Source organism: Hydrogenophaga sp. (assembly GCF_051860785.1).
Classification (GTDB): Bacteria; Pseudomonadota; Gammaproteobacteria; order Burkholderiales; family Burkholderiaceae_C; genus Hydrogenophaga.
The window spans coordinates 44,798-67,348 of sequence record NZ_JBIMLB010000001.1; the positions used below are offsets into that span (position 1 = coordinate 44,798).

At 65.2% G+C, this 22,551-nt stretch carries 20 protein-coding genes and 1 pseudogene; 11 read left to right on the top strand and 10 right to left on the bottom strand.

The window, feature by feature from the left end:
- Positions 1 to 263: 263 nt before the first annotated feature.
- From ACTIF6_RS00205 to cqsA, 3 genes and pseudogenes are all read left to right on the top strand, one after another.
- Positions 264 to 614 (top strand): annotated as a pseudogene (locus ACTIF6_RS00205) (MBL fold metallo-hydrolase); the annotation flags it as partial.
- Between the two features lie 204 nt (positions 615 to 818).
- Complete coding sequence (locus ACTIF6_RS00210; RefSeq protein ID WP_439586515.1) at positions 819 to 1,238, top strand: rhodanese-like domain-containing protein; 420 nt, start codon at positions 819 to 821, stop codon at positions 1,236 to 1,238.
- A gap of 167 nt (positions 1,239 to 1,405) precedes the next feature.
- On the top strand, positions 1,406 to 2,659 hold the full coding sequence (gene cqsA, locus ACTIF6_RS00215) for an alpha-hydroxyketone-type quorum-sensing autoinducer synthase (protein ID WP_439585983.1): 1,254 nt from the start codon (positions 1,406 to 1,408) through the stop codon (positions 2,657 to 2,659).
- Here cqsA and ACTIF6_RS00220 read toward each other — a convergent pair.
- Positions 2,656 to 3,642 (bottom strand): response regulator, encoded by a 987-nt coding sequence (locus ACTIF6_RS00220; RefSeq protein ID WP_439585984.1) that lies wholly within the window; start codon positions 3,640 to 3,642, stop codon positions 2,656 to 2,658. The genes cqsA and ACTIF6_RS00220 overlap by 4 nt on opposite strands.
- A 7-nt stretch (positions 3,643 to 3,649) precedes the next feature.
- The gene (locus ACTIF6_RS00225; RefSeq protein ID WP_439585985.1) at positions 3,650 to 4,837 is read right to left on the bottom strand and encodes a sensor histidine kinase; all 1,188 of its coding nucleotides are present in this window, start codon (positions 4,835 to 4,837) and stop codon (positions 3,650 to 3,652) included.
- Positions 4,838 to 5,071: 234 nt separating this feature from the next.
- Here ACTIF6_RS00225 and ACTIF6_RS00230 point away from each other — a divergent pair, with 234 nt between their 5' ends.
- Entirely contained in the window at positions 5,072 to 5,740 is a 669-nt protein-coding gene (locus tag ACTIF6_RS00230; RefSeq protein WP_439585986.1) for a helix-turn-helix domain-containing protein, read from the top strand.
- 71 nt (positions 5,741 to 5,811) lie between these two features.
- Positions 5,812 to 6,582, top strand: coding sequence for a type III pantothenate kinase (locus ACTIF6_RS00235; protein WP_439585987.1), 771 nt, complete (start codon positions 5,812 to 5,814; stop codon positions 6,580 to 6,582).
- Positions 6,583 to 6,617: 35 nt separating this feature from the next.
- Here the strand turns inward: ACTIF6_RS00235 and ACTIF6_RS00240 are convergent, their stop codons facing one another.
- The gene (locus ACTIF6_RS00240; protein ID WP_439585988.1) at positions 6,618 to 8,222 is read right to left on the bottom strand and encodes a wax ester/triacylglycerol synthase family O-acyltransferase; all 1,605 of its coding nucleotides are present in this window, start codon (positions 8,220 to 8,222) and stop codon (positions 6,618 to 6,620) included.
- Positions 8,223 to 8,384: 162 nt separating this feature from the next.
- Between ACTIF6_RS00240 and ACTIF6_RS00245 the strand changes: the two genes are divergently transcribed.
- Positions 8,385 to 8,639, top strand: coding sequence for an acyl-CoA-binding protein (locus ACTIF6_RS00245; RefSeq protein WP_439585989.1), 255 nt, complete (start codon positions 8,385 to 8,387; stop codon positions 8,637 to 8,639).
- Between the two features lie 98 nt (positions 8,640 to 8,737).
- On the opposite strand, the gene ACTIF6_RS00250 is transcribed toward ACTIF6_RS00245, so the two are convergent.
- Genes ACTIF6_RS00250 through ACTIF6_RS00260 form a run of 3 tightly spaced genes read right to left on the bottom strand, consistent with a single transcriptional unit; the run spans position 8,738 to position 12,238 of the window.
- Positions 8,738 to 9,061, bottom strand: a complete 324-nt coding sequence (locus tag ACTIF6_RS00250; protein WP_439585990.1) for a polyhydroxyalkanoic acid system family protein — start codon at positions 9,059 to 9,061, stop codon at positions 8,738 to 8,740.
- 19 nt (positions 9,062 to 9,080) lie between these two features.
- A complete protein-coding gene (locus tag ACTIF6_RS00255) occupies positions 9,081 to 10,172 on the bottom strand; it encodes an aminopeptidase (protein WP_439585991.1) in 1,092 nt (363 codons plus the stop codon).
- A complete protein-coding gene (locus ACTIF6_RS00260) occupies positions 10,172 to 12,238 on the bottom strand; it encodes a molybdopterin-containing oxidoreductase family protein (RefSeq protein WP_439585992.1) in 2,067 nt (688 codons plus the stop codon). Before ACTIF6_RS00260 ends, ACTIF6_RS00255 begins: the two co-directional genes overlap by 1 nt.
- A 190-nt stretch (positions 12,239 to 12,428) precedes the next feature.
- Here ACTIF6_RS00260 and ACTIF6_RS00265 point away from each other — a divergent pair, with 190 nt between their 5' ends.
- The 3 genes from ACTIF6_RS00265 to ACTIF6_RS00275 all read left to right on the top strand — a co-directional run bounded on the left by ACTIF6_RS00265 (position 12,429) and on the right by ACTIF6_RS00275 (position 16,039).
- Positions 12,429 to 13,580 (top strand): ABC transporter substrate-binding protein, encoded by a 1,152-nt coding sequence (locus ACTIF6_RS00265; protein WP_439585993.1) that lies wholly within the window; start codon positions 12,429 to 12,431, stop codon positions 13,578 to 13,580.
- Positions 13,581 to 13,694: 114 nt separating this feature from the next.
- Entirely contained in the window at positions 13,695 to 14,912 is a 1,218-nt protein-coding gene (locus ACTIF6_RS00270; protein WP_439585994.1) for a M20 aminoacylase family protein, read from the top strand.
- Positions 14,909 to 16,039 carry a M14 family metallopeptidase gene (locus tag ACTIF6_RS00275; RefSeq protein WP_439585995.1) on the top strand — a complete coding sequence of 377 codons (1,131 nt, stop codon included), beginning with the start codon at positions 14,909 to 14,911 and terminating at the stop codon, positions 16,037 to 16,039. The genes ACTIF6_RS00270 and ACTIF6_RS00275 overlap by 4 nt, the downstream gene beginning before the upstream one ends.
- Here the strand turns inward: ACTIF6_RS00275 and ACTIF6_RS00280 are convergent.
- The 4 genes from ACTIF6_RS00280 to ACTIF6_RS00295 form a co-directional block, all read right to left on the bottom strand.
- Positions 16,003 to 16,776: a hypothetical protein gene (locus tag ACTIF6_RS00280; RefSeq protein WP_439585996.1), complete on the bottom strand. Its 774-nt coding sequence runs from the start codon at positions 16,774 to 16,776 to the stop codon at positions 16,003 to 16,005. The genes ACTIF6_RS00275 and ACTIF6_RS00280 overlap by 37 nt on opposite strands.
- Before the next feature lie 22 nt (positions 16,777 to 16,798).
- Positions 16,799 to 17,458: a TetR/AcrR family transcriptional regulator gene (locus tag ACTIF6_RS00285; protein WP_439585997.1), complete on the bottom strand. Its 660-nt coding sequence runs from the start codon at positions 17,456 to 17,458 to the stop codon at positions 16,799 to 16,801.
- A 9-nt stretch (positions 17,459 to 17,467) separates the two neighbouring features.
- Complete coding sequence (locus ACTIF6_RS00290; protein WP_439585998.1) at positions 17,468 to 18,730, bottom strand: patatin-like phospholipase family protein; 1,263 nt, start codon at positions 18,728 to 18,730, stop codon at positions 17,468 to 17,470.
- Between the two features lie 124 nt (positions 18,731 to 18,854).
- The gene (locus tag ACTIF6_RS00295; RefSeq protein WP_439585999.1) at positions 18,855 to 19,379 is read right to left on the bottom strand and encodes a phasin family protein; all 525 of its coding nucleotides are present in this window, start codon (positions 19,377 to 19,379) and stop codon (positions 18,855 to 18,857) included.
- A 227-nt stretch (positions 19,380 to 19,606) separates the two neighbouring features.
- On the opposite strand from ACTIF6_RS00295, the gene ACTIF6_RS00300 reads away from it, so the two are divergent.
- Both ACTIF6_RS00300 and argB read left to right on the top strand, forming a co-directional pair.
- Positions 19,607 to 21,592: an SDR family oxidoreductase gene (locus ACTIF6_RS00300; protein WP_439586000.1), complete on the top strand. Its 1,986-nt coding sequence runs from the start codon at positions 19,607 to 19,609 to the stop codon at positions 21,590 to 21,592.
- A 59-nt stretch (positions 21,593 to 21,651) separates the two neighbouring features.
- Positions 21,652 to 22,551 carry an acetylglutamate kinase gene (gene argB / locus ACTIF6_RS00305; RefSeq protein WP_439586001.1) on the top strand — a complete coding sequence of 300 codons (900 nt, stop codon included), beginning with the start codon at positions 21,652 to 21,654 and terminating at the stop codon, positions 22,549 to 22,551.

Here is a 22,551-nt window from a genome sequence, read left to right on the forward strand (position 1 = left end):
CTGATATTGCATGCGGGCATTTCCGGGCGCGTGTGTCGCCGCCGATGCCTCGCTCCCAACCCCTGGAGGTTGCCGCTATGCTTTGTGGCTTTGCCTGATTTCCGGGGCGCACCATGAAACCCATTCAGTTGTTCGACGCTGCGTCGAGTACCTACACCTATGTGCTGTTCGACCAGCTCAGCCGTGAGGCGGTGATCATCGACCCCGTTGACGAGCAGCTCGAGCGCGACCTGGCGACGCTGCAGGAATACGGGCTCAAGCTGATGTGGACAGTGGAAACCCACGCCCACGCCGACCACATCACCAGCGCTGGGCGCCTGGCGGAACTGGTCGGTGCGCGCACCGCTGCGCCGCAGGGCTGCGGCATCGGCACCGCCGGCGTGCAGCTCCAGCACGCAGACACCCTGAAATTCGGTGCCGAAACCCTGCGCGCGCTGCACACGCCAGGTCATACCGCAGGCAGCATGAGCTTTTTGTGGCGCGAGCACGTGTTCACCGGTGACACCTTGCTCATCAACGGTTGCGGCCGGACCGACTTCCAGTCTGGCAGTGCCAGTGATCTGTACCGTAGCCTGACGCAGGTGTTGTTCGCTTTGCCCGATGACACCACCGTCTGGCCCGGCCACGACTACCAGGGACGCAGCCATTCGAGCATCGGGCAGGAGAAGACCGGCAACGTGCGGGTCGCGGGCAAGTCCGAGGCCGAGTTCGTGGACCTCATGAACTCGCTGCAACTGCCCAGACCGCGCCGGATTGACGAAGCCGTGCCCGCCAACCTGAACTCGGGATTGCGCCACGACGCCGACGGCGTGCTTCAGATGCGACCCAGCCCGGCTGCGGGGGCTCACCTGGGCAGCTATGCAGGCGACGTGTCGCCTGAACTGGCCTGGAAGTGGGTGCAGGCGGGCGAGGCGGTGTTGGTCGATGTGCGCACCGACGCCGAGCGTGAATGGGTGGGTTTCGTGCCGGGCGCCGTGCCGGTGGCCTGGAAACAGTGGCCCGGGATGGGCCTGAACCCGGATTTCGACGGCCAGGTCCGGGACGCTTCAGGTGGGAAGAAGCTGGTTTTCCTGTGCCGCAGCGGCGTTCGCTCGATCGCCGCGGCCAAACGGGCCAGCGAACTCGGACTGGAGGCCTACAACATCCTGGAGGGCTTCGAAGGCGATCCGGATGCCCATGCCCAACGGGGCCGCAAGGGCGGTTGGCGCTTTCGTGGGCTGCCGTGGCGGCAAAACTGAAAGTGACGAAAATCACGCTTGTGGCGAATTTGCATCGCCGCTTGTCGGCTCAAACGACCGAAACTTGAGAAGAAAGATGCACAGCCCCTGTCAACCCTGACAGGGGCTGTGCAATTTTTCACGAATTTCTTTTTTCAATGGGGTTTTCTATCCGTTAGGAGAACTCCATGGGAACCATTGAACTTACGCGCGAGAGCACCCCGGTCAATCCGGCCCTGTCGGCCCACCTTTGTGCTCGCATCGATCGCGATTTCGTGAGTCGCTGGAACAATCTGTGGGGTGGCCGGTCGCTGGTTCATGGCCGCGACCCGGGGCCCGATTCGGTGCGTCTCAACGGAAACGACTACCTCGGCATCACCGGGCATCGCGACATCATCGAGGCCCAGACGGCGGCCCTGCGCGAAGACGCCGAGTTTGTCATCCAGTCCGGGTCTTTCCTGCTGGAAACCCACCCAGTGAGAGCTTTCGAGAAGACGCTGGCCAAATGGATTGGAAAAGACGACGGCGTCCTGTGCCAGTCGGGCTATGCCGCCAACATGGGCCTGCTGCAGTGCATCGCGGACCCTCAGACGCCGGTTTACATCGACATGTTGGCGCACACTTCGCTGTGGGAGGGCGCACGCCGGGCAGGAGCACCCACGCATCCGTTCCGCCACAACGATGTCGAGCACCTCCAGCGGATGATCGAGAAACACGGTCCTGGCCTGGTGGTGGTCGATTCGGTGTACAGCACAACGGGCGCTGTGGCACCGCTGGTGGATGTGGTCGATGTGGCCGAGGCGGGCGGCTGCATGATCCTGGTCGATGAATCCCATTCACTCGGGACGCACGGACCGCAGGGAGCCGGCCTCTGCATGGAACTGGGACTCAGCCACCGCGTGCATTTCATCACCGCGAGCCTCGCCAAGGCCTTTGCCGGCCGGGCCGGCTACTTCAACATTCCCTCGGGCTTGCGCAACTACATTCTCAGCACGAGCTACCACAACATGTTCAGCTCCTGCCTGCTCCCGCACGAGGTGGCCGCGCTCAGCGCCACGCTGAATGTGATCAAGGGGTGCGATGCCGAGCGGCAGCGGCTGCACCAGCACACGCGAAAAATGCGCAACGCCCTGACCGACCTCGGCTATCCCGTGCATCAGGGGACGGAGCAGATCATTGCGCTTGAGGCGGGCACCGAACCTGACACGCTCATCCTGAGGGACCGGCTGGAAGAGCGCAATGTGTTCGGAGCCGTCTTCTGCGCACCGGCGACGACGCGCAACCGCGCCATGGTTCGCCTGACCCTGCATGCTGCCCTGACCGATGCGGAGCTCAACCATGTGCAGGAGGTGGCGCGTGAGATCGCTCCCCTCGTGAAGCCCTGGGACTGGCCGATCGCGCGCCGCGCGCGCGCGCAGGCCGGCGCACTGGAACTGGCTTAAGCGTCGTGCACCTTGCGCCCGGCCTGGGACTCCAGAAAGTGCCGGTAGGCATAGATGGGCTGAGGCAGGTCGTCGGGTTTGAGTGAGAACACGGCGGCGGTGAGCACGTCGTCGTCTCCGATCGGGAAGGTGGCAGCGGTGCGAACGGGGCCGCGCAACGCCATCTGCTGGTGGAGTTCGACCGCGGCGAGCCGCTGGCCGGAGCGCACGGCGCGCACCTCGTCCAGTCCCAGTCCGGCCGACCCGGCCAGTTCGGCCAGATCGGGCAGGCTGGAAGTGGGTTCCAGCTGGAGCCAATGGCACTGGCCCGCCGAGTCCAGGCCGATCAGGCCGAACGGTTCGCCCAGCACCACGTATTCCACCCAGTGCTGCGTGGTGTAGGCCAGAAGCGCCTGCGCCACGGAAGGGATCTGCAGCATGGACTGCTGGGCTGGACGCAGAGCGGCGCGCCACAGAGTGTTCAAACGGGGGTGCGGCGTTTGCGACAGCTTGCGCAACACCCCCAGCAGGTGGCGTGTGATGTCGGTGGTCTGTTTGGGCACGAACTGGTCGATCAGGCCGTTGTTGAACGCCTGGATCGCGATCTGCTCATCGGCCTGGCCGGTGAGCAGCACGCGGGAGCCAGGCCAGTCGAGCAGGGTATTGAGCACCTTGAGCCCGTCGGTGCCGGGCATGGCGTAGTCGACCACGCAAGTCTGGGCCAGTTCGTAGCGTGAAGCGTTGATGGCCCAGTAGCGCAGCACCTGGGGCAGCAGTGGCTGGCCCTGGCGCCAGCGCTCGATCATCTGCAGCTGTGTCATGGCGTCAGCTTCCCAACGGGCGGGCTCGTTCTGCATGCGCGAGAAGAAACCGGATGGGCGCGAGTACAGCTCAACCTGCCAGTGGGCCGGGATGACCATGCCCAGCATCTCCAGGTAATCCGTGTCGTCGTCCAGGAACAGAATGCCGCCGGGACGGTGGAAGAGTGAGATCGTGAGTGCCATGTTGTCTTCAGTCTGATGCGGCCTGGGTGGGGTCGGCGGTTTCGTTGAGTGGCAGGTCGATCATGAAGACCGCACCGAGTCCGGGTTCTGAATGCACGCTGAGACGGCCACGGGCTGCCTCCACCACGTTCTTGCAGAACGTCAGGCCCAGACCGTTGCCAGCGCCAGCCTGGGTCGAGAAAAACGGTTCGAAGATCCGCTGTTGCTGTCCGTGCGTGATGCCGATGCCGTCATCCGACACCGCGATCCTTCCCTTGCCGTGGTGGATGCCGACGTCCACGCGCAAGTCACCAGGGCTGGGTGCGTTGCTGGCAGCGGCCAGCGCGTGCAGCGCGTTCTTCAGCAGATTGGTCAGCACCTGGGCGAACAAAGGGCGCGAAGCCAGAAAACAGAAGTCGTGCTGGATGTGCACCTGCACACAATCCCGCTCGCGCGAGGAGCGGTAGGGATACTGACTCACCACCTCCTGAACGAGCTCGGCCGCCATGATGGCGGACTGCTCACGCGGCAGTCGCATCAGTTGCGCATTGGAGATCTGGGTATCGATCTGGCGGTTCATGCTGCGCACGAGGTTCTGCAGCCGAGTGGCAAGCTCATCGAGCTTTTTGCGCTTGGCATCGGGCAGATCATGTTGCACGAGGTTGCGCAGGACATCGCCCATGAGGTTGACGGTGGCCAGCGGCGTGCGCAGCTCGTGCGCCATCACGCCCATGGTGCTCAGGGTATTGAGCAGGCGCGCACGGCGCAGATTGGCGCTCGAGAATCCCAGCAGGATGGCCACGCTCCAGGCGAATCCAATGACCACGGCGTTCTCGATCGGAATCGAGGAGGGCTCGAAGGAGGGCGGGAAAACGTCGTGCGACGCAAACCAGCTCAGGACCAGGCCCGCAATGCCACCGGTGGTGGCCAGGCGCCAGTCGGTCAGGTGGTAGTAGATGAGCAGCATCGCGCTCACGCTGGCCAGCCACACGGGATTGCCGTTGTTCATCCAGTACATCCAGAAGAAGAACACCGGCAGCGTCAGCCAGCAGACTGCGGAGAACACCATTGCGCTCTGGCGCGAACTGATGTCTAGTCGCACAAAGGGGATGAAGAACGCAAAACCCAGACCCGCCATCACCAGGCGAGCGGAAAGGCTTTCGTAGGCTTGAGGCAACAATGTGCCCCAGATCCAGTAGAACAGCAGATTGCCCAAGGTCGTGCAGACTCCTGCCCAGACCAGTCTCGTCGGAGATGGGTGCAAAATCGGCTCCCAGGGTGCGCGCACGACTTCATCGAGCAACCACCTTTTCAGCCGTGTTCTGGCGCTATGAACCCACAAACGGTCCAACCGCAATATGTACTCCTCCATCATTGATGACCAGGCCAAGTTCCCGGCAGCGCATGCACTGCCAAGGAACATTGTCTATGCAACAAGGCGTTGCAAACCATGACCTTGCCTGTCAACTTTGACAGCGTCCGGCTGGACGGTATTCTGGCGGACTGGGTATGCGCCTTGCGGGAACAGGGCGTCGAGGCGGTACTCGTGATGGGTCCGGCCCCCATGGGCGGGCGCGACGAGCGCGAGGTGCTGGCAGTCTATCCACCGCGGCTGCTGGGGCCGGCCCAGGCACTGGCCGAGAGCCTGGACTTCGGGGCCGGCTGGCGCGACAGCGATGCGCCCCTGGTTGCCTGGCAGGATATTTCCAAATCCGCTTTTGAACAATCGAGCCGGTGGCGTCGCCTGTGGCTTGCCCATGGCTACCAGACCCTGGTGCGCGTGGCTTTCAGTCTGCCGGCTGGCCGCGCCTTCGAATGTTTCATGTTCAGTCCGCGGGCGTTTGCGGATCGTTCCGAGGCGGCGGCATTGGCATGGTCGGCGTTCAACGTGTGGCCGATGCTGCGCCGATCCATTGCCGAGCAACGCGTGGCGCTGAGCCCGCGCGAACTCGAAAGCCTCAACCTCGCCTTCGAGGGTCTCACCGCGCGTGAGACCGCGCAGCGCATGGATTGCTCCGAGCGCACGGTCAATTACCACCTGGCCAATGCCATGGCCAAGTTGCAGACGGACAACAAACTGGCTGCCGTGCAAAGAGCCTGCTGGATTGGCCTGATCTGATCGCGAGTTGACACTCGCATGATTGTTGCGCCGCACCAAATGGGTCGTTTCCCCGTGGTCATAATCCGCGCATGACTTTTCTGGCCCTCGACGTAGGGAACACCCGTCTCAAGTGGGCCCTGTATGAAGCTCCCCGTGTGGGAGCGCCTCTGTTGGCCAGTGGGGCGCAGTTCCTGGAAAACATCGAATCCCTGCAGGACGGTGACTGGCACGACCTTCCCGCCCCGGACAAGGTGCTGGGCTGTGTGGTGGCGGGCGATGCGGTCAAGCGCCGGGTCGAGGAACAACTGGAGTTGTGGGACGTGGTGCCGCGATGGGTGGTCTCCAGCAATTCGGAGGCGGGCCTCACCAACGGCTACGACCACCCCGCCCGCCTGGGGTCGGACCGCTGGGTGGCCATGATCGGTGCGCGCCAGCGCCTCCTGGCCAAGGGACCTCAGCGGCCTTGCATCGTGGTGATGGTCGGCACGGCGGTGACCGTGGAGGCCATCGACGCCGAGGGGCGGTTTCTTGGCGGCATCATCCTGCCGGGCCACGGCATCATGTTGCGCGCGCTCGAGTCGGGCACCGCGGGCCTTCACGTGCCCACCGGCGAGGTGTGCGACTTTCCCACCAACACCAGCGACGCACTCACCAGCGGCGGCACCTTCGCCATCGCTGGTGCCGTGGAGCGCATGGTCGACAACCTGCGCCGACATTGCGGGCAGGAGCCTGTGTGCTTCATGACCGGGGGCGCCGGCTGGAAAATGGCTCCCAGCATGTCCACACCGGTGGAACTGGTGGAAAGCCTGATCTTCGACGGCTTGCTGGAAATCGCCGACCGCCGGCTGGCGATGGCCTGAACAAGCGATCCGGCGCCGGGCCGCCCCAAGCCGGATCAGCCCCCCCGGGGGGCAGCGACCCGCGCAGCGGCAGAGCGTGGGGGGCCCGACTCCCCCCAGGGCAGCATCAAAGTCAAAGTCAGGAGCCGTGCAAATTCCGGCTCGAACTGGTCGATGATCTTCTGCGGGTCAGGGCACAAGGTGGTGTCGGCAATCACGCCGAACTGCACGCCACCGCCATAACTCAGGATCGAGACGCCCAGGCCCACGGTGCCGGTCTGCGGCACCCAGAACATGGTCTGCTCCAGCGTGGAGCCGCAGACCTTCAATTTGGAGGCCGGCCCCGGCACGTTGGTCATGACCGCCGTGGTCTTGCGGCCGAACAGGCTGAGCATGGCGTCCTGCGCGGGTTTGATCAGCAACCCGGCCACGGACAGCAGCCCGAAGGTCAGCAGCGGCTGCAGGCTTCCTTTGAGGTTGTTCATGCGCGAGCGCACGGTGAACACGCGCTCGATTGGATTGTCCAGCCCGATGGGCAGCACCAGGGGTACCAGGCCGAAGCGGTTGCCCAGCTTCCAGGCGTCCTCCATCGGCCGCAGGTTGATCGGCACCATGGCGCGGATTTCCTTGCCCTGGGTGTCGTCGCCCAGGTTTCGCAGGTAGGCGCCGATGGCGCCGGCCACACAGCCCAGCAGCACGTCGTTGACCGAGCTGTTCAGCGCCTTTCCAATGGCCTTCACCTCGTCGAGCGGAATCGGCTGGCACCAGGCCACGCGCTTGGCGGTGCCGGGCTGGCCTTTGAGGCGGGTGGGGGAATCGTCCGGCATGAGCGCAAGCGCGGCGAGGTCGCTGGCGAGCTGGCCGCCCATGCGCGCCAGGTCCATCGCCCCACCCAGGGTGTTGCCCAGGCTCTGCTGCGGAGCGGCGAGCATCGAGAGCGATTTCGCGGCACCGCCACCCGCTGCCTCCAGCGCTTTCGCCGTGATGTCGCCAAAAGGGCGGATCAAAGTGTCGGCCAGCCAGTCCTCCGCACCGTCCAGGCCGGGCTTGGCGGGCGTGCGGCTCTTGCGCTGCGGGGGCGCGCCGCCGCCGTCGACCAGGCTCATCATCACGCTGATGAGCGCGATGCCATCGGCGATGCAGTGGTGGATGCGCGCGACCAAGGCTGAGCCGCCATCGTATTTTTCGATGAGCTCGAAGCGCCAGAGCGGATGACGGTGGTCCAGGGGCTGCATGGCGAGCTCGGCCACCCGTTCCTGCAGGGCGTCCTGTTCGCTCTGTCCCCGGCCTCGCTTGAGCTGGTGGGTGGCCACATGGCGTTCCAGTTGAAAGTCGGTGTCGTCTGCCCAGTGCGCGCCGGCTGCGTCTTCACGGGCAATCTGCACGAAACGCCGGTAGGGCAAAAGCCGCTCGCGCACGCGCTCGCTGAGGGCGGCGTGGCCGATGCCGGGGCGCAGGATCCACACGCCCACGATCATCATCAGGTTGGACGGCGAGTCCATGCGCAGCCAGGCTGTGTCGACCTTGCTCATGCGTTCGCCTTGCAGGCCCAGGGTGGTAGCCAGGGTCTGCTTGACCAGAGGCAGGGGGCTCGAACGGGTCGGACGAGGTGCGGTCTTGCGCACAGAAGTGCCGCTGCGGGCGGCAACGCGTTGAACCATGGATGCTCCTCGGGTGCGTGAACCGGGTCGATGCCAGCCGGTGCCGCGGGTCTTGGGGTTGTGGCCCTATTGTGCAGACAGCGCAAACCGTAAGATAGCGGGACACCCCTAAGCCCGGCCACCTCGAGCCGGGCGTTTCATGTCCCAACAGGAGCAACCTTCATGGCCGATCTCAAATCTCGTTTCGAAGCCGCCGTGGCGAATTCCAAGAACCTGAGCGAGCGGCCGGACAACGCCACGCTGCTGAAGATCTATGCGCTGTACAAGCAGGCCACCACGGGCGACAACGCGGAGAAAAAGCCCGGCTTCGGTGACATGGTCGGCCGCGCGAAGTGGGATGCCTGGAACGGCCTGAAGGGCACGGACAAGGACGGCGCCATGCAGCAGTACGTCGATCTGATCGAAGAATTGAGCTAACCCCCGCGCCGCCTGCGGCGTCACCCCCTTGCAGGGGGCGCACCCAGCGGCCCGGCAAAGCCGGTTCCGCGGGTGCTCTGGAAAAACCGAATGCCGGCTCAGCCGGCTTTTTTCTTTTTGGCTGCAGGTTTCTTCTTGGCGAGCAGGTCGTCCAGGTTCTTCACGATCTCGCCCTCGATGCGCTCCTTGAACGCGCCGAGCAGGAAACCCAGCTTGGCGTCGAGCTCGAAGCGTTCGGCCGAGACCTTGAGCGTGCCGCTCACGCCTGAGCGCGTGAACTGCACCTTGTCGCAATCGTCGCCCTCTTCGTAGGTGCAACTCATGTCGAATTCGTTTTCCGCCTGCTCGGCCCACCGCCAGGCCAGCTTGCGCGCGCCGCTCAAGCCCAGTTGGTGATCGCGCTCGATGTGGATGTCTGCCATGGATGTCCGTCCTCGTGATTCAGCGTCGTTCGGCTGTCCCGCCCGCCACGGCGGTGCCGGCCAGGCCGTGCAAGGTTCTCTGCCGTTCTTCTTTGGGCTGTTTGGCCAGCGCCCGGACCGCATCATAGAACCGGGCGAAATCGCGGCCCTCGCGCTCGAACAGCGCGATGAACCCCGGCACCAGTTCGTCGTAGGCGGCCTGCGCAGCGAAGCTGGCGTTGTTGGCGCGCGCCACGAAGCTGTCGTAGCTGGCAAAGCCGTCCCACTGGCTGCGCAGTCCCGCGTAGTCGCGGCGGAAATCCGCCATGACGACGGCCTTGCGCTGGAGCTTGGTGGCGTCGTCCAGGGTGGCGTCGCGGTAGAGCGTCTGCAGGCGCAGGCGCACGGTACCGGTCAGGGCCCGGAAGGCGCGGCGGCGCTCGTCGAAGCGCGCGTAGTCGGCCTGTGCCTGCGCACCGGCCTGCGTCTGCAGCCAGCGGGTGCCGCCCAGGCGCTCGACGGCGGTGGCGAAGGACTCGTTGAACACCGTGTCGTTGCGCACGTAGACCACCTGGTGGGCGAGCTCGTGGAACACGAGACGCGCGAGTTCGCCCTCGGGGTAGCCGATGAAGGTATTGAGCAACGGGTCGCCACCGGCCCAGTTCATCCAGCCCAGCGTGGAGTACGCAGGCACCGGGTACACGTTCACTTCCAGCGAAGGATCCAGGCTTCGACCGAAGGCCTGGGCGTCTTCTTCGCTGAAATAGCCACGATAGCCCACGCAGCCGGCCACCGGGAAGCACCAGGTCTGCAAGGTCAGCGAAAGGGCGGGCGCGGCGACCACGTTGTAGACCGCCGCACGGCGTTGCAGGTCGGCGTAGCGGTGGTAGCTGGCGTTGTCGGGCAGGGCCAGCTCGCTCACGGCAAAGGCGCGGATGCGCTGTGCCAGCGCCAGGCGTTCCTTGAGGACCGTCGGGGTCTGTGCGTCGCTCAGCCATTGCTCCACCGGCCGCGCGGCCTGCATCAGGCGCAGGTGGCCGGTGACCGACTGCCAGTAGTAACCCACGCCCGTGGTGCTGGCGCAGCCCGCGCCGGCCAGGGCCAGCAGCAACAGCGCCAGACGAGCACCCATCAGGCGGCCTCGGGCAGGGGCGCCACTTCGACCAGGCAGTCGTAGAACACCGGTCCACGACCCATGTCGGTGAGCCGCTGGCTGGTGACCTGGTTGACGTTGGTGCCATCGACGCCCAGTTTTCGCCACCAGATGCCCAGGCCGTTGACCACACCGGGCCGGGCCCGGCGCGACACGCTGGCCTTGCAGCGGTACTCGCCGCGGTCGTTGAACACCCGCACCATCTGGCCGCTCTGGATGCCGCGCGGCGCGGCATCGTCGGCGTGAATCTCCAGCAGGGGCTCTCCTTCGATGTCGCGCAGGCTCTGCACGTTGACGAAGCTGGAGTTGAGGAAGTTGCGCGCGGGCGGCGAGATCATGGCCAGCGGATAGTGCTCGGAACTGCCTGGGGTCTCGAAATTGGGCAGGTGGTCGGGCAGGCCATCCTGGCCCTGTGCGGCCAGCCGGGTGCTGTGGAATTCGCAACGGCCTGAAGATGTGGGAAAGCCGCCGTTGGCGAACGGCGCTTCGGACAGCGCCAGCGTGGCAAAGCCCTGGGCGAGCAACTGCTCGAAATCCACCTCGGCACCGAAGGCGGCGCGGCACAGCGTGAGGTCGTCGTCGGCGAAGCAGGGGTCGTCGAACCCCATGCGAGCGGCCAGCGCACGGAAGATGTCGGTGTTGGTGCGGGCCTGGCCCACCGGGGCAATCGCGGGCCGGTTGAGCAGCACGTCGGTGTGGCCGTAGCTGGTGTGGATGTCCCAGTGTTCGAGTTGCGTGGTGGCCGGCAGGATGTAGTCGGCGTGGTCGGCGGTGTCGGTCTGGAAGTGCTCCAGCACCACGGTGAACACGTCTTCGCGCTGGAAACCCTGCACCACCTTGCTCGACTCGGGAGCCACCGCCACGGGGTTGCTGTTGTAGACGATGAGCGCCTCGATCTTTGGACCGAAGGCCGGCGAGGATTCGCGCAGCAGATCGTCACCGATGGTGCTCATGTTGATGGTGCGCGGGTGGCGGCCGGCCAGCAGGTCGGGGCGCTGCAGCGCCGCGCGGTCCACCGGGAAGTGGCCGGATGCGGACAGCAACACGCCACCGGCGGGGTTGCGCCAGGCACCCACCAGCGCAGGAAGGCAGGCAATGGCGCGCACCGCGTTGCCACCGCCGCGCACCCGCTGCATGCCGTAGTTCAGGCGGATGGCCGCGGGCTTGGTGGTGCCATAGTCGCGTGCCAGGTCCACGATCTGCTGCACTGGTACGCCACAGACCTCGGCCGCGCGCTCGGGTGGCCATTGCAGGGCGCGTTCGCGCAGGCCTTCCCAGCCCAGGGTATGGCGTTCGATGTAGTCGTGGTCGAGCCAGTCGTGGGTGATGAGCTGGTGCATGAGCGCCAGCGCCAGCGCTGCGTCGGTGCCCGGGCGCAGCGCGATGTGCTCGTGGCACTTGTCGGCGGTCTCGGTGCGGCGAGGGTCGATGCAGACCAGCCGGGCGCCTTCGCGTTTGGCCTGCTGCGCCAGGCGCCAGAAGTGAAGGTTGCTGCCGATGGAGTTGCTGCCCCAGATGACGATGAGTTTTGATTGCGCGAAGTGCTCGACCTTCATGCCCACCTTGGCGCCCAGCGTCTGCACCAGGGCCTCGCCGCCCGCGGAGGAGCAGATGGTGCGGTCCAGGAACGAGGCACCGAGCCGGTGGAAGAAGCGGCCGGCCATGGCCTCGCCCTGCACCTGCCCCATGGTGCCTGCGTAGCTGTAGGGCACGATGGCCTCAGGCTCCCGCCGTGCAATCGCCTGCAATCGCGCGGCGATGTCGTCCAGTGCGGTGTCCCAGTCCACCGGTTCGAACAATCCGCTGCCCTTGGGGCCGGTGCGGCGCAGCGGTTCGGTCAATCGCTCGGGGTGGTAGGTGCGCTCGGTGTAGCGGGACACCTTGGTGCACAGCGCGCCATCGGTGTGCCGATGAGCCGGATTGCCCTGCACGCGCACGGCCACGCCGTGCTCGATCGAGGTGATGAAGGCGCAGGTGTCCGGGCAATCGTGCGGACAGGCGCCGCGCACTTGAAGAGCGGGTTCGTCGGCGATGGCGGGGTTCATGGTTTCGGGATCCTGAGTGGGGTCTGAAGCAGATGATACGGACACCGAAAACGGACCCAGGCGACGGACGGATTCCTGGCGGGGATGAGCGTAGGCACTCGCGTGTTTTGTGAGAACAAATACCTTTGCCGATAGGAAGGAAATCGCATACGCTGCCCGACACCCCATGACAACACGGAGCGACCCGACGATGCGACGCAGAGACCTACTCGGATACGCAGGCCAGTTCGCCGGCCTGCACGCATTGGCCAGCGTGACCACCTCTGCTCACGCGCAGTCGGCAGGCGTGAGCGATAACCGCATCCTGCTTGGACAGTCCGCGCCCTTCAGCGGCGCTGCGGAACAGCTGGGTCTGCAGTTCCATCTGGGTGCGCAGCTCTATTTCGAGGCGTTGAACCAGAAGGGCGGCGTCAATGGCCGGCGCATCGAGTTGCGGCGACTGGACGATGGTTATGAGCCCGAGCGCTGCGCGGCCAACACGAAGCAACTGATTGGCGAAGGCGTGTTCGCGCTGTTCGGTTACATCGGCACGCCCACCAGCGTGGTGGCACTGCCGTTGGCCACCGAGGCCAAGGTGCCGTTCTTTGCGCCTTTCACCGGCGCCGAAGTGCTGCGCGATCCGTTCAACCGCTATGCGATCCATGTTCGCGCGTCCTACTACGACGAGACCGCTGCCATCGTGCGCCAGACCACGTCCACCGGCATCAAGAAGATCGCTGTCTTCTACCAGAACGATGCCTACGGAAAAGCTGGCCTGGAAGGTGTGAACCGCGCGCTCAAGGCGTTGAGCCTGGAGCCTTCTGCCCTTGGCACCGTCGAGCGCAACACCGTCGACGTGGTCAAGGCGGTCAACGACATCATGGCGCAGCGACCCGAGGCGATCGTGCAGATCAGTGCCTACAAGTCCTGTGCTGCCTTTATCCGGGAGGCACGCAAGCGCGGCTTTGTGGGCAACTTCTACAACGTGTCTTTCGTGGGCACGCAGGCTTTGCTCGACGAGCTCGGACCCGACGCCAAGGGCGTCGTGGTGAGCCAGGTGATGCCGTTCCCGTACACGCCGGTCACCGGCATCTCGGGCGAGTACCTGGCGGCCGTTCGGGCCAAGCAGGGGCGTGCCGCGAACTACTCGGGCATGGAAGGCTTCGTGGCGGCCAAGGTGTTCACCGAAGCGGTCAATCGTGCCGGGCGCAACCTCACGCGCGACGGTTTCATTTCTGCCATCCAGAGCATGCGTGGCCTGGACATGGGCGGTTTCCCGGTGGACTTCGGTCCCAACAAGCACACCGGTTCGAAGTTCGTCGAACTCACGTTGCTCACCGAAGACGGGCGCATCCGCCGCTGAAGGCCCTTGCGCCCGGTTGGTTGTCGCGCCTGTGGCGGTTGAGCCAGGCTGTCTTCGCTACCATGAGCCCTTTGACATTCGCAGTGCCCGGCCCGGGCGCGCTCAGAGGTGCTCATGAAACTGATCGATTCCATACTGACCCAGGCCGCTGGCATCGCCGCCGTGCGCCGCGACATCCACGCCCACCCCGAGCTGTGCTTCGAAGAGGTGCGCACCGCCGATGTGGTGGCTCAGAAACTCACCGACTGGGGCATCCCCGTGCACCGGGGCATGGGCACCACCGGCGTGGTGGGCATCGTGCATGGCCGCGATGGGGGTGCCTGCGGTCGCGCGATCGGCCTGAGAGCCGACATGGACGCCCTGCCCATGCAGGAGTACAACACCTTCAGCCACGCCAGCCAGCATGCCGGCAAGATGCACGCCTGCGGTCACGACGGGCACACCGCCATGCTGCTCGCCGCCGCACAGCATTTCGCGAAACACCGCAATTTCGACGGGACGGTCTACCTGATCTTCCAGCCTGCCGAAGAGGGTGGTGGAGGTGCGCGCGAGATGATCAAGGACGGCCTGTTCGAGAAATTCCCGGTGGAAGCGGCATTCGGCATGCACAACTGGCCTGGCATGGCGGTTGGTACCTTCGCTGCCAGTGCCGGCCCGGTCATGGCCTCGAGCAACGAGTTCCACATCGTCATTCGCGGCAAGGGCGCACACGCCGCGCTGCCCCACAACGGCATCGACCCCGTGCCGGTGGCCTGCCAGATGGTCATGGCCTTCCAGACCATCATCTCGCGCAACAAGAAGCCGGTGGACGCGGGCGTGGTCTCGGTCACCATGATCCACACCGGTGAAGCCACCAACGTGGTGCCCGACAGCTGCGAGATCCAGGGCACGGTGCGCACCTTCACCTACGAGGTGCTCGACCTGATCGAGCGCCGCATGCAGGAAATCGCCGAACATACCTGCGCCGCCTTCGGCGCGACGGTCGAGTTCAAGTTCAAGCGCAACTACCCACCCACCATCAACCACGCCGCCGAAACCGCGTTCGCGCGCGAAGTCATGGCCGAGATCGTTGGCCCTGATCGTGTGGTGGAACAGGAGCCCACCATGGGCGCCGAAGACTTCGCCTACATGCTGCAGGCCCGGCCGGGCTGCTACGCCTTCATCGCCAACGGCGACGGCGCGCACCGCGAGATGGGCCATGGCGGCGGTCCGTGCATGCTGCACAACCCCAGCTACGACTTCAACGACGACCTGATTCCGCTGGGCGCTACCTACTGGGTGAGGCTGGCTGAAAAATGGCTGGGCCAGCCGCGCACCGGAGCAGCGGCATGATTTCTCCACAAGCTGCTTTCTCCACCTCTTATGCCGCCGCCCGGGTCAAGTTCCTGGAAGGCGCCGCAGCCGCCGGCATGGCCATCACCAGCCACAACCACCCGTTGCCAGGCCGCGATGGCGAAACGCTGGCGATGGATGTGGCGCTGGATGGCTCGCCCGATGCCGAGCGCCTGCTGATCGTCAGCAGTGCCTGCCACGGTGTCGAAGGGTATTGCGGCACCGGCGTGCAGGTGTTCGCCACGCACGATGCGGAGTGGCGCGAACACGCACGAAGCGCCGGCGTGGCCGTGCTCTACATCCATGCGCTCAATCCGCATGGCTTTTCGTGGGTGCGCCGTGTCACGAATGAAAACGTGGACCTGAACCGCAATTTCCAGGACTTCAACCAACCCCTACCGGTCAACGCGGCCTACGCGGAGATTCATCACCTGCTGCTGCCCGAGCAGTGGCCACCCAGCGCGGAGAACCAGGCGGCCATCCAGGCCTACATAGACACCCATGGCCTCCAGCGCTACCAGGCGGCGGTGTCGCAGGGTCAGCATTCGCATGCCGATGGCCTTTTCTTCGGCGGCACCTCACCCACCTGGAGCAATCAGACCTTGCGCCAGGTGCTGCGCCAGCATGGGCGCCGGGCAAAGCATCTCGCCTGGATCGATCTGCACACCGGGCTCGGCGAGAGCGGCGTGGGCGAGCGCATCTGCGCCTGCCGCGACGACAAGGAAGCGCTGGCGCGCGCACGCGCCTGGTGGGACGGTGGCGGCAAGACGCCGGTGACGTCCATCTACGACGGGTCTTCGACATCGGCCCTGTTGACCGGATTGATGTGGAGCGCGGCGTATGAAGAATGCCCGCAGGCCGAGTACACCGGCATCGCCATGGAGTACGGCACGGTCCCCATCACCGAGGTGATCGATTCGTTGCGCGCCGACCACTGGCAGCACATGCACCCCGAGGCATCGCCCGAGCTTCGCGCTGCCATCAAGCAGCGCATCCTGGCGGCGTTCTACACCGACACCGACGAGTGGAAGGCTCGAATCGTGGCGCAGGCGCGCCAGTCGATGTTCCAGGCCGTCGACGGCCTGGCCGGTCAACCCTCGAGCGCGACCCTGGCCGACGCCACGTAAAGCCGCTCCATCGCGTCCAGCGGCTCCATCGCCGCGGCGCGGTCCAGCAGGGCGGTGGCGTCCGTCAGGCGCTTTTCGCCCTCGAGCATCACCAGCCCGTTGGCGTACTCGGTCAGCGTCACCGCCGAATCGGGATTGAGGGCCATGGCCGTTTCAAACAGGGCGAGACCGGTGGCCCTGTCCGCGCCATAAGTCATGCCGCCAATGAGGTGCCCCACCTTGTCGATCACCTCCGCGTGGAACGTGGCCAGCGCCAGATGCGCGTCCGCATGCTGCGGGCAAAGCTTGATCGTGGTTTCCAGCGCGGTCTTGATGCGCACTCCCAAGCCCTGCGTGAGAGCCTTGGCGACGCTGATGCCCTGGCTGTAGCGGCCCAGCGCGTAGGCCTGCCAGTACCATGCGCCGGGGTTGTCGGGCTGGTGACGCTGCAGCTTCTCGGCACGCGCGGCGGTCTCCAGCAGCAGTGTCTCGCGGTTGGCTTCACGTCGCTCCACGTAGTTGGCGTAGATGGCGGTGGCCTTGTTGGTCACGTTCAGGCCGGCATCGTCCAGTGCGAGGCCCGCCTGCACGGCATGCTGGAACGCGCCGTTGTGAAACAGCACCCAGGCATGCTGCAGTGCCGGGTCGGTCGGCCAGGGCTCTGCGTCGCCCTTGTGCAGCCGGCTCCAGAGCGCCTGGAGGCGCTCGGTGTCGAACGGCTTGTCACCCGGGGAAACGTAGGCGGTCCATTCGGTCATGGGGTCTCCTCATGGTTCCGGCTCAGGGCGGGGAGCCATAGGCTCCGGTGATCTGTTGCAGGTGCTGCCGCTGCGCCACTTCCAGGTAAGGCGAGAGCAGGTTGAGCACGTGCCATGCGCCACGCAACAGGGCCTGCTGCGCATTTTCGGGTTCGAGTGCGTGGCGTGGGTCGCGCACATACTCAAAGCTCAGCCAGTAAGTGAGCACCACCACCATGCTGGTGGCGGTGGGCTCGACGTCGCGGCTGTCGATGTTCACGGCACCATGGCGGCTCATGCCGTCGAGCACGTGGCGCACCGCACGTGTCTTGTTCTTCAGCACGGCCTGGAAGCGCGTCTCCAGCAGTCGGTTCTTGGACAGGAGGTCGTTGAGGTCGCGGTACAGGAAGCGGTATTGCCAGATCAATTCGAACAGGGAGTGCTGGAAGAACCAGGCGTCCTCGACGTTGCGCACGCCAACGCTTGCGCCCAGCAGTTCGCCCAGCGCGCGCTCGTAGCGTTCGAAAAGCGAGTTGATCAACTCGTCCTTGGCCGGGTAGTGGTAGTACAGGTTGCCCGGGCTGATGCCGAGTTCGGCCGAGATCAGCGTGGTCGACACATTGGGTTCGCCAAAGCGGTTGAACAGCTCCAGCGTCACCTCCAGGATGCGCTCGGCGGTGCGTCGTGGGGCTTTCTTGGCCATTCGCTGCGCTCAGCGGCTGCGGGCCGGGCCAGGCACAGGGCGTGCAGCACGTTCCAGTTGTTGCTGCAGCTGGTCCAGCGTGGTGTGCAGGCGGTTCGCCAGCGCACTGTGTGCGGGCGCGGCCCGGTTGTGCAGCAGATGGCGCTCGGGGTCCTGCAGCGCTTGCACATCCAGCGCCATCTCATGGCGGGCCAGTAGCGGCGCCAACTCTTGCTGGCGTTCCAGCAGCATGCGCCGGGTTTCCTGGTAAGCGTGCTCGGCGATCTCGCGGCGCTGGCGGTAGCTGAACGTGTTGGCGAAGAACAGCGTGGCATCGCGCTGGTCGGGTTCGAGCAGCACGATGTCGCTGTCCGGGTAGGCCCGTTCGTAGTGCTTGAAACCCAGTGCCAGGCGCGAATGGATCATCGAGCGGAAGGTCTGGCTCATCACCGCGGGAAAGCCGCCATCGACCAGCGAAGGAATGCGCCGCCCGTCGCGCAGGCTCGGGCTGGTGTGGAACGGCACCAGTGGGTTCAGGCACAGCAGGAGCTCGGCGCCTTCGTCCAGGGCCACCGTGGCATGCAGTGTTTTCTTGAGTGCGCCATCCACGTAGTGCTGGCCTCGAATCTCCACAGGCGGGAACAGCCCGGGCAATGCCGCACTGGCCTGGATGGCTCGTGAGATCGGCACATGGTCCCAGCCGGGCCGACCAAAAGGCGCAGCCTCGCCGGTGTCGAGCTGCGTGGCCACCAGCGTGAGGCGGGTGCGCAACTCACGGAAGTCGTTGCTTCGGCCAGGCTGGCTGAAAAGGCGTTCGATCTGCCGGTGAATGCCTTCGTTGTCCAGCACGCCGGTGGGAAGTGCTGCGCCCATGCGCTCGAAGGCGTTGGTGAAGGATTTGCCCTGCACCGCCCAGTCCCAGGTGGCGTCTCGCAGCAAGCCGGGCAGGCGGCGCAGCCGCGAGCCGAACTCACTCCACGCGGGTTTGAGCAGCCAGGATGGATCGAAGTTGTCTTCGCTCTGCCGGTCCTCGATGAAGGCTTCGCAGAGCTGGCGCGGCCGGATGCCATTGGCCAGGCCCGCTGCAATGAAGCCACCTGCGGAAACGCCAACGTAGTGATCGCAATCGTTGAGGTCGAGCCCCAGCAGTCCATCGTCCAGTGCGCACAGCGCGCCGATCTCGTAGATCGCACCGAGCGGCCCGCCACCGGCCAGCGCAAGCGCGATGCGAGGGCGGCCCGCTTTCCGTGTGCGTGGGCTGGTTGCGGCCTTGCGGCCCGAGGATCGGGACATGGTCATGCGATCGAGTGTAGACGGCGAAAGGCCGATGACTTGCTGCGTTGCAGCATCCGGAGCGGGCGCAAAAAAGGGGCGTCATGCGCCCCTTTCCTGTGTTTCATCAACTGCAGCTTCCGGGTCAGGCCGCCTTGGTGCTGCGGCTGGTCTTGCGTGCGGCCTTGGCGGGCGCCTTCTTCGCCGGAGCGGCTTTGCGGGCGGCGGTCTTGGCGGGTGCCTTGGTGCTGAGGCGTTGCACATGCTGGTTGAGTGCGTCGATGCGCTCGATCAGCGCCTCCACGTCGCGCGCCGAAGGCACGCCCAGCTTGTTCAGCGCCTTGGCCACGCGCTCTTCGAAGATGTTTTCCAGCTTGTCCCACTGGCCGGCGGCCTTGGACGAAATGTCGGTGGCCATGCTGGTGACGCGGTTGGTGGCTTCGGAAATGCGCTCTTCGGCCACGGCTTGCGTTTTGCGCTGGATCGACATGCCTTCCTTCACCAGCGATTCAAAGGCCTTGCCGCCTTCTTCCTGGGCCTTGGAGAATGCGCCCAGGCCGGCCAGCCAGATCTGTTGCGCGGAATCCTTGATGGCGCCCGAGAGGGGCGAGCCGGCTGCGGAGGAAGAGGCTTTGTTGCTGCTGCCGGTTTTCTGGATTTTCTTGACCATGGAGGCTCCTGGAGAAAGAGGGTGATGGGGAGTGGCGATGCCACAGCGTTCGGCCAATGTACGGTCGGCCTGGTGCGCCTGTGTAGGGGCGCGCGACTAAACGTTCTCCCTGTGGGCCGCGCCTCACGCGGGTTTTTGCGGAAGGCGGTGCGGGTGCTCATGGTGAAGAATGGCAGGCTGCTGTCTTGCCTTTCGTTTCGAACCATCAACGCCTCAGGAGATCCCCCATGCATTATTTCGTCACCGGTGCCACCGGCTTCATTGGCAAGCGCCTCGTGGCCAGGCTGCTGCAGCGCAAGGGGTCGGTGGTGCACTTCCTGATCCGCAAGGAAAGCGAAGGCAAGGTGGCGGGGTTGCGCGAGTACTGGGGCGTGGGCGCCTCCCGTGCGGTGCCGGTGTTCGGCGATCTCACCAGCAAGAAGCTGGGTGTGTCCGCTGAGGACACCAAGGCACTCAAGGGCCAGATCGACCATTTCCACCACCTCGCGGCCGTGTACGACCTGGAGGCCGACGAGGAAAGCCAGATCGCGGTGAACGTGGACGGCACGCGCAACACGGTGGAATTCGCCAAGGCCATCGGTGCCGGTCATTTCCACCACGTGTCCTCCATCGCCGCCGCCGGTCTCTACGAAGGCGTGTTCCGTGAAGACATGTTCGACGAGGCCGAGAACTACGAGCACCCTTACTTCATGACCAAGCACGAGAGCGAGAAAATCGTGCGCGAAGAATGCAAGGTGCCCTGGACCGTGTACCGGCCCGCAGCCGTGGTGGGCGACTCCCGCACCGGCGAGATGGACAAGATCGACGGGCCCTACTACTTCTTCAAGCTGATCCAGCGCATGCGCCAGATCCTGCCGCCCTGGATGCCCAGCGTGGGCCTGGAGGGTGGTCGCATCAACATCGTGCCGGTCGATTTCGTGGTCGACGCGCTGGACTACATCAGCCACCAGAAGCGCAGCAGCGGTGCCTGCTTCCACCTGGTGGACCCCATGGGCTACCGCGTGGGCGACGTGCTCGACATCCTGAGCAAGGCGGCCCACGCGCCCAAGATGAACCTGTTCGTCAACGCCGCGCTGATGGGTTTCATTCCCAAGAGCGTGAAGAAGGGACTGATGGCGCTGGCACCGGTGCGCCGCGTCTACAAGGCCGTCATGCAGGACCTCGGCCTGCCCGAGGACATGATGACCTTCGTCAACTACCCCACGCGCTTCGACTGCCGCGACACGCTCGCCGCGCTCAAGGGCAGTGGCATCGAATGCCCCAACCTGAAGGACTACGCGTGGCGGCTGTGGGACTACTGGGAGCGCCACCTCGACCCCGACCTGCACATCGATCGCAGCCTCAAGGGCACCGTGGGCGGCAAGGTGGTGCTGGTCACCGGGGGCAGCTCGGGCATTGGCCTGGCGGCGGCGCACAAGTTTGCCGAGGCCGGTGCCATCACCATCATTTGCGGGCGCGACCAGGACAAGCTGGACGAGGCCTGCAAGGAGGCGAAGGACAAGGGCTACCAGTTCATCGCCTACCCGGCCGACATCGCCGACATGGCCGACGCCGACCGCTTCGTGCAGTTGCTGGTGCAGAACCATGGCGGTGTGGATTTCCTCATCAACAACGCAGGCCGTTCGATCCGCCGCGCCATCGAGGGCAGCTACGACCGCTTCCACGATTTCGAGCGCACCATGCAGCTCAACTACTTCGGCTGCCTGCGCGTCACCATGGGCCTGTTGCCCGGCATGGTCGCCAGGCGCAAGGGCCATGTGGTCAACATCAGCTCCATCGGCGTGCTCACCAATGCGCCGCGCTTTTCGGCGTATGTGGCCAGCAAGGCCGCGCTCGATGCGTGGACGCGTTGCGCGAGCAGCGAGTTTGCCGACCAGGGCATCAGCTTCACCACCATCAACATGCCGCTGGTGCGCACGCCCATGATCGCGCCCACCAAGATCTACCAGAACGTGCCCACGCTGGCGCCCGAAGAAGCGGCCGACATGATCGCGCAGGCCTGCATCTTCAAACCGGTGCGCATCGCCACCCGCCTGGGCGTGACGGGGCAGATGATGCACGCCATGGTGCCGCGCGTGGCACAGATCGTGATGAACACCAGCTTCCGCATGTTCCCCGACTCGTCAGCGGCCAAGGGCGAGAAGGGTGCGAAGCCACAACTTTCCCCTGAAGCCGTGGCGATGCAGCAGATGATGCGCGGAATTCACTTCTGACCGGGTCTGCGGGGCGGGCGCCTAGAATTTCGCTTTTGCCCGCCTTTGCAGGACCCCGCATGACCACGCCCGCCGACATCACCTCCATTCCTCCGCGCGACAAGGCCGAGATCCTTGCGCAGGCGCTGCCGTACATCCGCAAGTACCACGGCAAGACCATGGTCATCAAGTACGGCGGCAACGCCATGACCGACCCGGCCTTGCAGCAGGACTTTGCCGAAGACGTGGTGTTGCTCAAGCTGGTCGGCATCAACCCGGTGGTGGTGCATGGGGGTGGCCCGCAGATCGAGACGCTGCTCAAGCGCCTGGGCAAGCAGGGCCAGTTCATCCAGGGCATGCGCGTGACCGACCCCGAGACCATGGAGGTGGTGGAGTGGGTGCTGGCCGGCGAGGTGCAGCAGGACATCGTGGGCCTGATCAACCAGGCCGGCGGCAAGGCCGTGGGGCTGACCGGGCGCGACGGCGCGATGATCCGGGCGCAGAAGCTGCGCATGGCCGACCACAAGGACCCGAAGCTCGAACACGACGTGGGCCAGGTCGGCGACATCGTCAGCATCGATCCGGGCGTGGTGAAGGCCCTGCAGGACGACCAGTTCATCCCGGTGGTCAGCCCCATTGGCTTCGGAGAACAGAACGAGAGCTACAACATCAACGCCGACGTGGTGGCCGCCAAGCTGGCCACGGTTTTGCAGGCTGAAAAGCTGCTCATGCTCACCAACATTCGCGGTGTGCTCGACAAGGATGGCCAGTTGCTCACCGAGCTCACGCCGCGCCGCATCGACGAACTGGTGGAAGACGGCACCATCTCCGGCGGCATGATCCCCAAGATTGCCGGCGCACTGGATGCCGCGAAGAGCGGCGTGAATGCGGTGCACATCATCGATGGCCGGGTGCCGCATGCGCTTCTGCTGGAGGTTTTGGGCAACGAGCCTTTCGGGACGATGATCAAGTCTCATTGA